The organism is Streptomyces sp. NBC_00299 (assembly GCF_036173045.1).
Lineage (GTDB): Bacteria > Actinomycetota > Actinomycetes > Streptomycetales > Streptomycetaceae > Streptomyces > Streptomyces machairae.
Genome location: NZ_CP108039.1, coordinates 3,509,168 through 3,521,187 on the forward strand (window position 1 = coordinate 3,509,168; position 12,020 = coordinate 3,521,187).

The 12,020-nt window shown below is 71.4% G+C and carries 14 protein-coding genes; 5 read left to right on the forward strand and 9 right to left on the reverse strand.

From position 1 onward, the window contains the following. Nucleotides 1-405 precede the first annotated feature (405 nt). Both OHT51_RS15265 and sigE read right to left on the reverse strand, forming a co-directional pair. Nucleotides 406-1,377, reverse strand: coding sequence for an anti-sigma factor family protein (locus OHT51_RS15265; protein ID WP_328879483.1), 972 nt, complete (start codon nucleotides 1,375-1,377; stop codon nucleotides 406-408). Further along, complete coding sequence (gene sigE, locus OHT51_RS15270) at nucleotides 1,374-2,072, reverse strand: RNA polymerase sigma factor SigE (protein WP_328879484.1); 699 nt, start codon at nucleotides 2,070-2,072, stop codon at nucleotides 1,374-1,376. Before sigE ends, OHT51_RS15265 begins: the two co-directional genes overlap by 4 nt. Before the next feature lie 235 nt (nucleotides 2,073-2,307). Here sigE and OHT51_RS15275 point away from each other — a divergent pair, with 235 nt between their 5' ends. Then, nucleotides 2,308-3,006: an O-methyltransferase gene (locus tag OHT51_RS15275; protein WP_328884328.1), complete on the forward strand. Its 699-nt coding sequence runs from the start codon at nucleotides 2,308-2,310 to the stop codon at nucleotides 3,004-3,006. 189 nt (nucleotides 3,007-3,195) lie between these two features. Here the strand turns inward: OHT51_RS15275 and OHT51_RS15280 are convergent, their stop codons facing one another. Both OHT51_RS15280 and OHT51_RS15285 read right to left on the reverse strand, forming a co-directional pair. Next, nucleotides 3,196-3,363, reverse strand: a complete 168-nt coding sequence (locus OHT51_RS15280; protein ID WP_003966491.1) for a DUF3117 domain-containing protein — start codon at nucleotides 3,361-3,363, stop codon at nucleotides 3,196-3,198. A 146-nt stretch (nucleotides 3,364-3,509) separates the two neighbouring features. Continuing rightward, nucleotides 3,510-3,674, reverse strand: coding sequence for a hypothetical protein (locus OHT51_RS15285; RefSeq protein ID WP_328879485.1), 165 nt, complete (start codon nucleotides 3,672-3,674; stop codon nucleotides 3,510-3,512). Between the two features lie 65 nt (nucleotides 3,675-3,739). Here OHT51_RS15285 and OHT51_RS15290 point away from each other — a divergent pair, with 65 nt between their 5' ends. Further along, the gene (locus tag OHT51_RS15290) at nucleotides 3,740-4,543 is read left to right on the forward strand and encodes an enoyl-CoA hydratase/isomerase family protein (protein WP_328879486.1); all 804 of its coding nucleotides are present in this window, start codon (nucleotides 3,740-3,742) and stop codon (nucleotides 4,541-4,543) included. 97 nt (nucleotides 4,544-4,640) lie between these two features. Here the strand turns inward: OHT51_RS15290 and OHT51_RS15295 are convergent, their stop codons facing one another. Further along, nucleotides 4,641-5,228, reverse strand: coding sequence for a DNA-3-methyladenine glycosylase I (locus tag OHT51_RS15295; RefSeq protein ID WP_328879487.1), 588 nt, complete (start codon nucleotides 5,226-5,228; stop codon nucleotides 4,641-4,643). Beyond that, nucleotides 5,225-5,581 (reverse strand): DivIVA domain-containing protein, encoded by a 357-nt coding sequence (locus tag OHT51_RS15300; protein ID WP_328879488.1) that lies wholly within the window; start codon nucleotides 5,579-5,581, stop codon nucleotides 5,225-5,227. Before OHT51_RS15300 ends, OHT51_RS15295 begins: the two co-directional genes overlap by 4 nt. A 140-nt stretch (nucleotides 5,582-5,721) precedes the next feature. Between OHT51_RS15300 and folP the strand changes: the two genes are divergently transcribed. Beyond that, nucleotides 5,722-6,582 carry a dihydropteroate synthase gene (folP, locus tag OHT51_RS15305; RefSeq protein WP_328879489.1) on the forward strand — a complete coding sequence of 287 codons (861 nt, stop codon included), beginning with the start codon at nucleotides 5,722-5,724 and terminating at the stop codon, nucleotides 6,580-6,582. Between the two features lie 275 nt (nucleotides 6,583-6,857). On the opposite strand, the gene OHT51_RS15310 is transcribed toward folP, so the two are convergent. Together OHT51_RS15310 and dapE are read right to left on the reverse strand one after the other, a co-directional pair. Further along, nucleotides 6,858-7,616 (reverse strand): TIGR00730 family Rossman fold protein, encoded by a 759-nt coding sequence (locus OHT51_RS15310; RefSeq protein ID WP_328879490.1) that lies wholly within the window; start codon nucleotides 7,614-7,616, stop codon nucleotides 6,858-6,860. Nucleotides 7,617-7,789: 173 nt separating this feature from the next. After that, entirely contained in the window at nucleotides 7,790-8,869 is a 1,080-nt protein-coding gene (gene dapE, locus OHT51_RS15315; protein WP_328879491.1) for a succinyl-diaminopimelate desuccinylase, read from the reverse strand. A 92-nt stretch (nucleotides 8,870-8,961) separates the two neighbouring features. On the opposite strand from dapE, the gene OHT51_RS15320 reads away from it, so the two are divergent. After that, entirely contained in the window at nucleotides 8,962-9,939 is a 978-nt protein-coding gene (locus OHT51_RS15320; protein ID WP_328879492.1) for a heavy metal transporter, read from the forward strand. Nucleotides 9,940-10,313: 374 nt separating this feature from the next. Further along, nucleotides 10,314-10,778, forward strand: coding sequence for an ATP-binding protein (locus tag OHT51_RS15325; RefSeq protein WP_328879493.1), 465 nt, complete (start codon nucleotides 10,314-10,316; stop codon nucleotides 10,776-10,778). 121 nt (nucleotides 10,779-10,899) lie between these two features. Here the strand turns inward: OHT51_RS15325 and OHT51_RS15330 are convergent, their stop codons facing one another. After that, a complete protein-coding gene (locus OHT51_RS15330) occupies nucleotides 10,900-11,994 on the reverse strand; it encodes a bifunctional succinyldiaminopimelate transaminase/glutamate-prephenate aminotransferase (protein ID WP_328879494.1) in 1,095 nt (364 codons plus the stop codon). Between the last annotated feature and the right edge of the window lie 26 nt (nucleotides 11,995-12,020).

A 12,020-nucleotide genomic window follows, 5' to 3' on the forward strand; every position in this document is an offset into this window, starting at 1 on the left:
ACCCGATGCTCGAGTAGGGCGCTCCGCTCCTGGCCGCATCCGAACGGGCACGGCCGGCGTCCGGCTGGGCAGCCTCAGCCGATCGGTCGCCACCCCGCAGCCCGTATGTGCCGGCTGTCCAAGGAACCCCGCCCGAACGGTGCCGTGCCGACGGCAGCGGCTGCATGCGATCCCTGGCTTCCCGGCAGGCCGCCACCGGGACATCCCGGCGCCCGAATGCCTACTCGACTCTGCGCTGTCGCACTCAGGTTCCCCCCAGGAAACCGGCGACCTCGTGCTACCCCCCATCCGGCACGCGGCGTCAACGGCGGCCGCAGTTCATCCACTCCGCTCCCGGCCCGCAGGCACGGCGCGCGGCCCACCCTGGATTCAATCAGGTTCGTGGGCCGCTGCGCAGAGGCCGGGTCAGCGGCCGGTGGCCGGAGGGGCGGAGGGGGATGAGGTGGCGTCGGGGAGGGGTGCGGTGAGCAGGTCGGGGGCCGCTGTGATCGCGGCGGTCGTGGCCCACGAGGCCAGCGCGAGCGGCGGGGTCGTGCTGAGCGGGCGTATCAGCGGGGACATGGCGGCCGCGCCGGCCACCACGGGCGCGGCGAGGGTGTGTATGTCCGCGTCGGCGGGATGGGCCGGCATCCCGGGCAGGAGGGGAGCCGCGACCTCGGTCGGGGCCACGGGGGTGTCGGGCGTCTGCGCACCCTGCCCCTGCGCGAGCAGGGGGCCCACGGCACGGCGGCGCTGGTTCTCCGGTGCCGCCGTGCCGCCCGTGCCCTGGGTCCGCGTAGGCGTCACATTGCTGCCGGTCCCCGAGCCGCTGCGCGCCTCCGCGTCGGTCGGCGCACTGCTCGTGACGCCGCCCAGCGAGATCGCCGCCAGCGACACCGCGCCCGCCGCGACCAGGGCGAACCGCATGCGGGAGGACGCACGATCGGCGTCATGCCGGCCCACGGGGTGGGTGCGGAAGCCGCGGTCTGAGGCGGGGAGCGCCGGGACGGCGTGCGAACGCGACGGAACGTATCCGAACTCGAAGCGGTCGTCCCGCTTCATGCCGAAGGCCCCGGCGCCCGGCCGTCCGGACAGTCCGCCGAATCCTCCCCCGCCCAGCGGCGAGCCACCGCCGTCCAGGTCACCTCCTCCAGGTAGGCCCTGAAGACGGGCCAGGAAACTCTCTGAGGGAGGCGGCGGGGCCGCCTCCGCGAAGACGTTCTTCAGTCGGCGCTGGGCGTCGACCTCCGACTTGCACCTGGCGCAGGTCGCCAGGTGGGCCAGAACGCGCTCGCGCGTCTCATGACCGAGCTCTCCGTCGACGAGGGCGGAAAGTCGGTCGCCAAGGTGCTGCTCGGCGAGGAGCCGTTCGGCGGGGTTGGGTCGGGTGCCACTCACGCGGTCGCGCCCCCTCCCCCCAGTGCGGGCACGCGCGGCACGAAGGAGCGGCGCTCGGCACGCGCCTCCGGCGAACGGTGCGCGAGGGCCTTGCGCAGCTGGGAACGGCCGCGGTGGATGCGGGACCGGACGGTGCCCAGCTTGACTCCGAGGGTCGCGGCGATCTCCTCGTACGACAGTCCTTCGATGTCGCACAGGACGACCGCGGCGCGGAACTCGGGCGCGAGGGTGTCGAGGGCCTGCTGGACGTCCGCGTCGAAGTGCGCGTCGTTGAAGACCTGCTGGGGCGAGGGCTCCTTGCTGGGCAGCCGCTCGGCGGCCTCGTCGCCCAGCGCGTCGAAGCGGATGCGCTGCTTGCGACGGACCATGTCCAGGAAGAGGTTGGTGGTGATGCGGTGCAGCCAGCCCTCGAAGGTGCCCGGCGTGTACGTCGACAGGGAGCGGAAGACGCGGACGAAGACCTCCTGCGTCAGGTCCTCTGCGTCGTGCTGGTTGCCGGTGAGGCGGTACGCCAGGCGGTAGACGCGGCCGCTGTGCGTGCTGACGATCTCCTCCCAGGTGGGCGGAGTCCACGCCTGCCCGTCCGCGTCGGTGGAGAAGGTCGCGGTCTGGGCGTAGTCGTCGGCGTGGCTGTGGTCAGCGGTGTCGTTCACGGATTTCGGCCTACCTGCCGATCCGAGAAAGCGCCGGAGCACTCCTCCCCGATCCACAGGCGCAGCCGCACCTCCCCTGTCGGCTCTGGTGGTGTCCAGTGGAGCCCCTACCATAGCCACCTCGCCCGTTAGCTCCGGATAAGCGGTTTTACGAGAATTTGATCTGGGCTGACACGGCTGGTGCGCCTGCGTCAGCACTTGCTCTCGGCCCTGCTCGTCGTCGTGATCCAACTGTGTCCCCCCGCTCGTCTTCCCACCCCTCTAAACGCCTGGTCCCATCTGCGGGTTCCCGGGCGCAACGGATACAGTCACGCCCAGGCAACCACGGGGACAGGAGAGGGTCATTACCGGCAACCGGCAGACGAGCTGGGCGTTCGCCGACGCCTACGTCGCCGAGGACGACGTCCTGCGCTGGGCCCGTGACCGGGCCCGCGAGGCGGGGCTGCGCTCGGTGTCGCCCGGCACGGGTGCCGCGCTGCGGATGCTCGCCGCCACGGTGGACGCCAAGGCCGTCGCGGAGATCGGCACCGGTACCGGCGTCTCCGGAATCCACCTCCTGCACGGTATGCGCCCGGACGGCGTGCTGACCACGGTCGACCCCGAGCCCGAGCACCAGCAGTTCGCCCGGCAGGCCTTCCGGGCCGCCGGCTTCGCCAGCAACCGCGCCCGCTTCATCCCGGGCCGCGCCCTGGACGTCCTGCCCCGCCTCGCCGACGCCGGTTACGACCTCGTCCTGTGCGACGGCGACCGGCTGGAGTTCCTCGACTATCTCGCTGAATCGTTGCGCCTGCTGCGCTCGGGCGGCCTCGTGGTCTTCGAGGGCGTCTTCGCCAACGGCCGCACGGTCGATTCGGGCCCGCAGCCCACCGAGGTCATACGGATCCGGGAACTGCTGCGCGCGGTGCGCGAGAGCCAGGAGCTGGTGCCGTCCCTGCTGCCGGTGGGCGACGGGCTGCTCTGCGCGGTCAAGCGCTGACCGCCTGACCGGCCGCCGCACACGCCGTACTCCTGCCGCGAATAGCCACGGACCTACCGGGAAGACTGGCGAACGTGCCGGTCGGACCGACGGCCGAACCCAAGAGGCTCGCAGAAGTACCGGGGAAAACAACGACCCCGGCACCATGTGCGATGCCGGGGTCGCCGAAAGGGTAGGGTCGCTGCCGCGTCAGCCGACGACCTTCTTGAGGGCATCGCCGAGCGCGTCGGCCTCGTCCGGGGTCAGCTCGACGACGAGCCGACCGCCGCCTTCGAGCGGAACGCGCATGACGATGCCCCGCCCCTCCTTGGTCACCTCGAGCGGGCCATCGCCCGTCCGCGGCTTCATGGCCGCCATGCTCGTTCCCCTTCCTGAAACCAGCTCATCGTCAAAGCCGACGGCCCCATGGAGGGCACGCGCGTCAGGTATGGGACACGCGACACCGGCATCGAACACATTGCTTCCAAGCCATTATCCCGCATCTCAGGACCCGATGACCAACATCAGTCGGCATCGCTTGGGCAACGCGCGCGAGCAAAACCACTCAATTCGGCGATGTGACTGCGATACTGCTCCGCCGCACGCGCTTCGGCCGAACGGAACCGGACGCAAATTCTTTGACGCAGGTCACACGTCCGGTCGGGGCCGTTGCCGGTGATCTCCGCCATGCTGTCCTTCAGACAGGTGCGTACCGACGAGTACGCCCGAGCCGCCACACCGGAGGGGATACGCCATGGCCGACACCGTGCTCTACGAGGTGAGCGACGGACTCGCGACGATCACGCTGAACCGCCCCGAGGCGATGAACGCGCTGAACGTCGAGACCAAGGTCGCCCTGCGGGACGCGGTCCAGGCTGCGGCGGGCGACGACGCCGTACGTGCCGTACTGCTGACCGCGGCCGGGGAGCGGGCGTTCTGTGTGGGGCAGGACCTCAAGGAGCACATCGGGCTGCTGATCTCCGACCGGGAGACGGGTTCGGGGCAGACGATGAGCACCGTGCGGGAGCACTACAACCCCATCGTGCGGGCGCTGGCCGGGATGTCGAAGCCCGTGGTCGCCGGGGTGAACGGGGTCGCTGCCGGAGCCGGCTTCGGGTTCGCGCTGGCGGCGGACTATCGGGTGGTGGCGGACACGGCGGCCTTCAACACCTCCTTCGCGGGGGTCGCGCTGACCGCCGACTCCGGGATCTCGTGGACGCTGCCGCGGGTCGTCGGACCGGGCCGCGCGGCGGACCTGCTGCTCTTCCCGCGCAACATCAAGGCGCAGGAAGCGTATGAGCTGGGGATCGCGAACCGGCTGGTGCCCGCCGCGGAGCTGCGGGCGGAGGCAGAGAAGGTTGCGCGGGCGCTCGCCGAGGGGCCGACCGTGGCTTACGGGGCGATCAAGGAGGCAGTGGCGTTCGGGCTGTCGCACTCACTTGAGGAGACCCTGGAGAAGGAAGACGAGCTGCAGACGCGGGCCGGGTCTTCCGAGGACCATGCGATCGCGGTGCAGGCCTTCGTCAACAAGGAGAGGCCGAAGTACTTGGGCCGATGAGCTCGGGGCGGTTGCGCCGTCGGGACCTGCGGGCTCGTGGGGGGGGGGCTGGTCGCGGCCACGCGGCGGAGCCGCACACCGACACAGCCCCGCGCTCCTAGACGGCGCTTCTCGCGACGCAGGTTTCCAAGTGATCGTCGACCAGACCGCACGCCTGCATCAACGCGTATGCCGTCGTCGGTCCTACGAAGCGCAGGCCCCTCTTCTTCAGGGCCTTGGACAGGGCAGTCGACTCCGGGGTGACCGCCGGGACGTCGGCGACGGTCTTCGGGGCCGGGCGCGTGGTCGGGTCCGGGGCGTGGGACCAGATCAGGTCGTCCAGGTCGCCGGGGGCCCAGTCGGCCAGCACACGGGCGTTGGCGACGGTCGCGTCGATCTTCGCCCGGTTGCGGATGATGCCCTCGTCGGTGAGGAGGCGGTCCTTGTCGGTGTCCGTGAAGGTGGCGACCTTGGCGATCTCGAAGCCCGCGAAGGCGGCTCGGAAACCCTCGCGGCGGCGCAGGATCGTGATCCAGGACAAGCCCGACTGGAAGGCCTCCAGGCTGAGGCGTTCGTAGAGGGCGTCGTCGCCGTGGACCGGGCGGCCCCACTCCTCGTCGTGGTACGTCACGTAGTCCGGGGTGGACAGGGCCCAGGGGCAGCGCAGGGCGCCGTCCGGGCCGGCGAGGGCCGTGCCGTCACTCATTGCTGGTCCTCCTGGGCGGGCTTGTCCATCGACACATGACCGGGCGAGGCCTGCGCGCCGGACAGGGCGGACTCCAGGTCGGCGATCCGGGCGTCGCGCTCGGCGAGCTCGGCGCCGAGCCGGCTGAGGGCGTCGTCGACGTCGGCCATGCGGTAGCCGCGAGCGGCGAGCGGGAAGCGGAGCGTCTCGATGTCCGCGCGGTCGACCGGCCGGTCGAGCGGCAGCAGGTCCTGCAGGCGCTCGGGCTCCGCCTCGGGCAGCGGGCCGTCGCTCTCGCCGCCGCCCACCACGGCGAGTGTCACCGCGGCGACCACGACGGCCAGCGCGACGACCAGGAACAAGAACATAACCATCGCTGCGGGCCCCCACGGTCGGTTTATGCGAGCGGACGAGTGTGTCAGTGTCCGATCGTGCCATGCGACTCTGACAGTTAGGGTCGCAGGCGGCCCAAAGGGCGGGACGTACCAGGACACACAAGGAGAGGTCACAGGGGATGCTCAGGCTGGGCAGGCGTGAGTTCGACACGCACGAGCCGGTGATCATGGCGATCGTGAACCGGACCCCGGACTCCTTCTACGACCAGGGGGCGACGTTCCGCGACGAGCCCGCCCTCGCGCGCGTGGAGCAGGCCGTGGCGGAGGGGGCGGCCATCATCGACATCGGCGGGGTCAAGGCCGGGCCCGGCGAAGAGGTGACCGCCGAGGAGGAGGCGCGGCGGACGGTCGGGTTCGTGGCCGAGGTGCGGCGGCGCTTTCCGGATGTCGTGATCAGCGTGGACACCTGGCGGGCCGAGGTCGGGGCGGCGGTGTGCGAGGCGGGGGCGGATCTGCTGAACGACGCGTGGGGTGGGGTGGATCCCGGGCTGGCGGAGGTCGCCGCTCGGTACGGGGTGGGGTTGGTGTGCACGCATGCCGGGGGTGCGGAGCCTCGGACCCGGCCGCATCGGGTGACGTACGACGACGTCATGGCCGACATTCTGCGGGTGACAGTGGGGCTGGCCGAGCGGGCGCTGGCGCTGGGGGTGCCGCGGGAGTCGATCCTGATCGATCCGGGGCACGACTTCGGGAAGAGCACGCGGCACAGTCTTGAGGCGACTCGGCGGCTCGGGGAGATGGTCGAGACGGGGTGGCCTGTGCTGGTGTCGCTGTCCAACAAGGACTTTGTCGGGGAGACGCTGGACCGGCCGGTGAAGGAGCGGGTGGTGGGGACGTTGGCCACTACTGCGGTGTCGGCGTGGTTGGGGGCGCAGGTGTATCGGGTGCATGAGGTGGCGGAGACGCGGCAGGTGTTGGAGATGGTGGCGTCGATCGCGGGGTGGCGGGCGCCGGCGGTGGCACGGCGGGGGTTGGCCTAGCCTTCATCGCCCCCGCCGCCCCTCCCCGTCCCGTCCTTGAAGGGGCGCCGCCCTTTCGACCCCGGACCTGAGGGTGGAGGCTGCCGCCCCCAGACCCCCGCCATCGGCCTGAACGGCCTCGTCCTCAAGCGCCGGACCGGCGCTGCGAGGGACCGTCCGCGCGCGTGCGCAGCCCCCAGCGGGTGGGTGGGGGCTGGGGACAGCGGCACCTCGTCCCCAAACGCCGGCCCGCCGAGTACGTCAAGTCGGCGTGGGACGACGGCCCAAGCCCAGCGCTAGCGCCCCGCCTCCTTCGACACCAGTGCCACCGCCTCGTCCACGTCGTCCGTGACGTGGAACAGGAGCAGGTCCTTTTCCGATGCCTTGCCCTGGGCGATCAGGGTGTTCTTCAGCCAGTCGACCAGCCCGCCCCAGTACTCGCTGCCGAAGAGGACGATCGGGAAGCGGGTGACCTTCTGGGTCTGGACGAGGGTGAGGGCCTCGAAGAGCTCGTCGAGGGTGCCGAGACCGCCGGGGAGGACCACGAAGCCCTGGGCGTACTTGACGAACATCATCTTGCGGACGAAGAAGTACCGGAAGTTCAGGCCGATGTCGACGTAGGGGTTGAGCCCCTGCTCGAAGGGGAGCTCGATGCCGAGGCCGACCGAGACGCCCTTCGCCTCGCAGGCGCCCTTGTTCGCCGCTTCCATGGCACCCGGACCACCGCCGGTGATCACCGCGAAGCCGGCCTCGACCAGGCCCCGGCCGAGGCGGACTCCGGCGTCGTACTCGGGAGAGTCGGCCGGTGTGCGGGCCGAGCCGAACACGCTGATGGCGGGCGGGAGTTCGGCGAGGGTGCCGAAGCCCTCGATGAACTCCGACTGGATGCGCAGGACTCGCCAGGGGTCCGTGTGGACCCAGTCGGAGGGCCCGCCCGCATCCAGCAGGCGCTGGTCGGTCGTGCTCGCCGTCACCTGATCCCGCCTGCGGATCACCGGTCCCAGACGCTGCTCCGACGGTGGCTGCTTCTTCCCCTCGGGGTTGCCGGTAGCCATGTACGCTCCCTCCGCTGCGGGGCCTGCGGTCTTGCAGGTCGTGCAGATGTTGCAGGTCTTTCCACTCAGCGTAGATCCACGCGGGTTACGGACGGGGGACGTGTGCATGTCCGCCATGAAGCGCCGTACCGGCGATCCCCGGGCGCACGCTCACCGCTCGTCCACCCCGGGTCCTACGCCGTGAGCCACGCCCTCAGCCGCTCCTCCCCCGCAAGGATCTTCGCCGTCTCCACCCGCTCGTCCCGCTTGTGCGCCAAGTGCGGGTTGCCGGGGCCGTAGTTGACCGCCGGGATGCCGAGGGAGGAGAAACGGGAGACGTCCGTCCAGCCGTACTTGGGGCGCGCGTCGCCGCCGACGGCGGCCATGAACGCCGCTGCCGCGGGGTGGGAGAGGCCGGGGAGCGCGCCGCCGCTGTGGTCGTCCACCACGAACTCCTCGACGCCGCAGTCGGCGAAGACCTCGCGGACGTGCGCGACGGCCTCCTCCTCGGTGCGGTCGGGGGCGTAGCGGAAGTTGACGGTGACGACGCATTCGTCCGGGATGACATTGCCCGCCACGCCGCCCGAGATGCCGACCGCGTTCAGGCCCTCCCGGTACTCCAGGCCGTCGATCACCGGGTAGCGGGGCTCGTACGACGCCAGGCGGGCGAGGATCGGGGCCGCCGCGTGGATCGCGTTCGAGCCCATCCAGCTGCGCGCGGAGTGGGCGCGCTCGCCCGTGGTCTTGAGGAGCACCCGGAGCGTGCCCTGGCAGCCGCCCTCGACCTCGCCGTCCGACGGCTCCAGCAGGACCGCGAAGTCGCCCTCCAGCCACTCCGGACGGGCCTCGGACACGTGCTTGAGGCCGTTGAGGTCCGCCGTGACCTCTTCGTTGTCGTAGAAGACGAAGGTCAGGTCGCGGTTCGGGGCCAGGACCGTCTCGGCGATGCGGAGCTGGACCGCGACGCCCGACTTCATGTCGCAGGTGCCGCAGCCCCACAGGACGCCGTCCGCGTCCAGCCGCGAGGGGACGTTGTCCGCGATCGGTACCGTGTCGATGTGGCCGGCGAGGATCACGCGCTCCGGCCGGCCCAGGTTGGTGCGCGCCACGACGTTGTTGCCGTACCGGTCGACCGTCAGATGCGGCAGGGCGCGCAGGGCGGCCTCGATCGCGTCCGCGAGAGGCTGCTCCGTGCCGCTGACGGAGGGGAAGTCAACGAGCTGCGCGGTGAGCTTCGCGGCGTCCAGCGTGAGGTCAAGGGAGGTGTCGGCCATGGTGCCGACCCTAACGCGCCCGACCGTCGGGCCGTCGGCCCACTTTCCCCACTCGACCCATACCCCTCGGTAACCTCAGCTACCTTGTAGGCGTGCCAGAGCCGTACCCCTCCTCCAAACGTCGTGGCCGCCTCCTGCGTCGCGGGGCGGCTTTCCTTGTCCTGCTCGCCGTCGCGGGGTATCTCGCGGTGCAGTACGTCACCGGCGGCACGGGCGAGCCGGGCTGCGAGGTCGCTTCGGGCGACGGCGCCGGGGCGCGGTACGAGTTCACGCCGGAGCAGGCGGTCAACGCGGCGACGATCGTCGCCGTCGGCACCGGCCGGGGGCTGCCCGAGCGGGCCGTGGCGATCGCCCTCGCGACCGCGCTGCAGGAGTCGGGGCTGCGCAACATCGCCCACGGCGACCGCGACTCGCTGGGCCTGTTCCAGCAGCGGCCCTCGATGGGCTGGGGCACCGAGCAGGAGATCATGGACCCGACCTATTCGTCGGGCATGTTCTACAAGCACCTGGTCAAGGTCCGCGGATACATGGAGATGCCGCTCACCGTGGCCGCGCAGCACGTCCAGCGCAGCGGCTTCCCCGACGCGTACGCCAAGCACGAGCCGGACGCGACGCTGCTCGCGGCCGCCCTCACCGGGCGTTCGGCGGCCACGCTGACCTGCGAGGGACGCCCCGCCGCCACCCGGGCCACGGGCCCGGACGCCGTGCGGGCCGCGCTCGTACGGGACTTCGGGCGGGACGCGCTCCAGCCGGCCTCGGCCGAGGTGGGCGCCAAGGACGCGACCCCCACGCCCACCGCGTCCGCGGCCGGGAGCGGCGGGCAGACCGTCGTGCTGCCCGTGACCGCCGACGGGGGTTCCGGCGCCGGGCGCGGTGTCCGGGAGCGCGGCTGGCAGTTGGCCCACTGGGCCGTGGCCAACGCCTCCGATCTGCACATCAAGCGGGTGTCGTACGCCGGGCGCGAGTGGACCGCCGGGAACACCGACAGCCAGTGGCGTCCGCTCGCGGGGCAGGGCACCGCGGGGGCGCCGAGCAGTCTGGACTCGGTCCGGATCGCGACCATGCCGTAGCAGCCGCCGAGCAGTACACATCGGCTGCTACGCGCAGGCGTTCGGCGGATCACTCCCGAGAGTTGCCCGAGGTGTCGGTCGACGGTGCCGTGGGAAGGTTTTCGCGCGGACACCCTCACATCCGTCAAAGGCCTTGAGAATCAAGGGCTGTAAGGATTCGGCAGGGTTTCGGGCGGCATGAGTTATGCCCCCATTTATCCGCAGGCGATAATGCGACGCATTGCCAACTCTTTACGTTGCGTCGCCGCAACCTTCGCGGGCTTCGAGCGGTAGTCACTGCGTCCGAGCCCGGAGATCAACAGCCAGTCGGTCAACTGCCGGGCGTGGTCGGACACTTCATCGTTCTCATCCGACATAACCGTCGAAGGAGCATCATGTCCCTCCCCCTGACCCGCCGGATCGCCCGTGCCGCGCTGCTCGTCGCTGCGGGAGCGGCTGCCGGGGTCGGTGCGGCCGGCTCCGCCAGCGCGGCCCCCGAACTGCCCGACGCCTCCAAGGTCGGCGGGCTGACCGCCCTGGACGGCGCGAGCGTCGTTGACGGCGCGGCCACGAACGCCACCGGGCTCGCGGGTGGCGCCGTCGACACCGCGGTCGACAACGCGCTGCCGACCGCGACGAAGGCCAGTGGCAAGGTGACCAAGACCGGCGGCAAGGCCGCGAAGAAGGCGGTGCCGACGGCGACCAAGGCCGGCAGCAAGGTCACGAAGAAGGCGACGCCCGCGGCGCAGGAGACCGCGGGCGGTGTGGCCGGGTCGGTCGGGACCGTTCTCGGTGACGCGGCCGGGTCCGGCGTCCCGGCGACCGGGGCGCTGCCGGTGCAGGGGCTTCCCATCGGCTGACGGTCGGCGTGCGCCTGACTTGAGCCGACGGGGTTCAGGGAGTCTCCCTGGGCCCCGTCGGCTTTTGCGTGCCTGCGACGGTACGTCGGCCGGGGCCGGGACGCGTTCGCCCGGCACCTGGTTACGTCAGGCGCTGTACCGCTGCCCGCACGCGCTCGTCCGTCGCTGTGAAGGCGACTCGTACGTGGTGGGCGCCCGCCTCGCCGTAGAAGTCGCCCGGGGCCACGAGGATGCCCAGGTCGGCCAGGGCCGAGACCGTCGTCCAGCAGGACTCGTCCTTGGTGGCCCAGAGGTAGAGGCTGGCCTCGCTGTGCTCGATGCGGAAGCCGTGGCGGAGCAGGGCCTCGCGCAGGGCCGTGCGGCGGGCGGCGTAGCGGTCGCGCTGGAGGCGGACGTGTTCGTCGTCGCCGAGGGCCGCGACGACGGCCGCCTGGGTCGGGGCCGACGTCATCATGCCGCCGTGCTTGCGGATCTGCAGGAGGGGCGACAGGACCGCGGGGTCGCCGGCCAGGAACGCCGCGCGGTAGCCGGCCAGGTTCGAGCGCTTGGAGAGGCTGTGGACGGCGACGATGCCGTCGTACGAGCCGCCGTTCACGTCCGGGTGCAGGACCGAGACCGGGTCGGCCTCCCAGCCCAGCTCCAGGTAGCACTCGTCGGAGAAGATCAGGATGCCGTGCGAGCGGGCCCACGCCACGATCCGGGTGAGCTCGTCCTTGGACAGGACCTTGCCCGTCGGGTTCGACGGGGAGTTCAGCCAGAGGAGCTTCAGGCCGGCCGGGTCCAGGTCGGTCGGGTCGTCGTAGACCTCGTGGTCGGCACGGGCGAGGCGGGCGCCGACCTCGTACGTCGGGTAGGCGAGCCGCGGGTAGGCCACCCTGTCGCCGGGGCCGAGGCCCAGCTGGGTGGGGAGCCAGGCGACCAGTTCCTTGGAGCCGACGATCGGCAGGACGTGCCGGTGGGTGACCTCACGGGCGCCCAGGCGGCGCTCCACCCAGCCCGTGATCGCGTCACGCAGCGCCGGGGTGCCCCAGACCGTCGGATAGCCCGGGGAGTCCGCCGCGTCGATCAGGGCCTTCTGGATCAGCTCGGGGACCGGGTCGACGGGCGTGCCGACGGAGAGGTCGACGATGCCGTCGGGGTGCGCGGCGGCCGTCTTCTTGTACGGCTCCAGCTTGTCCCAGGGGAAGGCCGGAAGTCGGTCGGAGACTGCGGACACGGGATCTCGCTCACTTTCTGGTACAG

Coding starts and splice junctions, on each gene's coding strand:
- OHT51_RS15280 (WP_003966491.1), bottom strand. CDS start 3,363: ATGGCGGCCATGAAGCCGCGGACGGGCGATGGCCCGCTCGAGGTGACC.
- OHT51_RS15285 (WP_328879485.1), bottom strand. CDS start 3,674: ATGGCGGAGATCACCGGCAACGGCCCCGACCGGACGTGTGACCTGCGT.
- OHT51_RS15290 (WP_328879486.1), top strand. CDS start 3,740: ATGGCCGACACCGTGCTCTACGAGGTGAGCGACGGACTCGCGACGATC.
- OHT51_RS15295 (WP_328879487.1), bottom strand. CDS start 5,228: ATGAGTGACGGCACGGCCCTCGCCGGCCCGGACGGCGCCCTGCGCTGC.
- OHT51_RS15300 (WP_328879488.1), bottom strand. CDS start 5,581: ATGGTTATGTTCTTGTTCCTGGTCGTCGCGCTGGCCGTCGTGGTCGCC.
- folP (WP_328879489.1), top strand. CDS start 5,722: ATGCTCAGGCTGGGCAGGCGTGAGTTCGACACGCACGAGCCGGTGATC.
- OHT51_RS15310 (WP_328879490.1), bottom strand. CDS start 7,616: ATGGCTACCGGCAACCCCGAGGGGAAGAAGCAGCCACCGTCGGAGCAG.
- dapE (WP_328879491.1), bottom strand. CDS start 8,869: ATGGCCGACACCTCCCTTGACCTCACGCTGGACGCCGCGAAGCTCACC.
- OHT51_RS15325 (WP_328879493.1), top strand. CDS start 10,314: ATGTCCCTCCCCCTGACCCGCCGGATCGCCCGTGCCGCGCTGCTCGTC.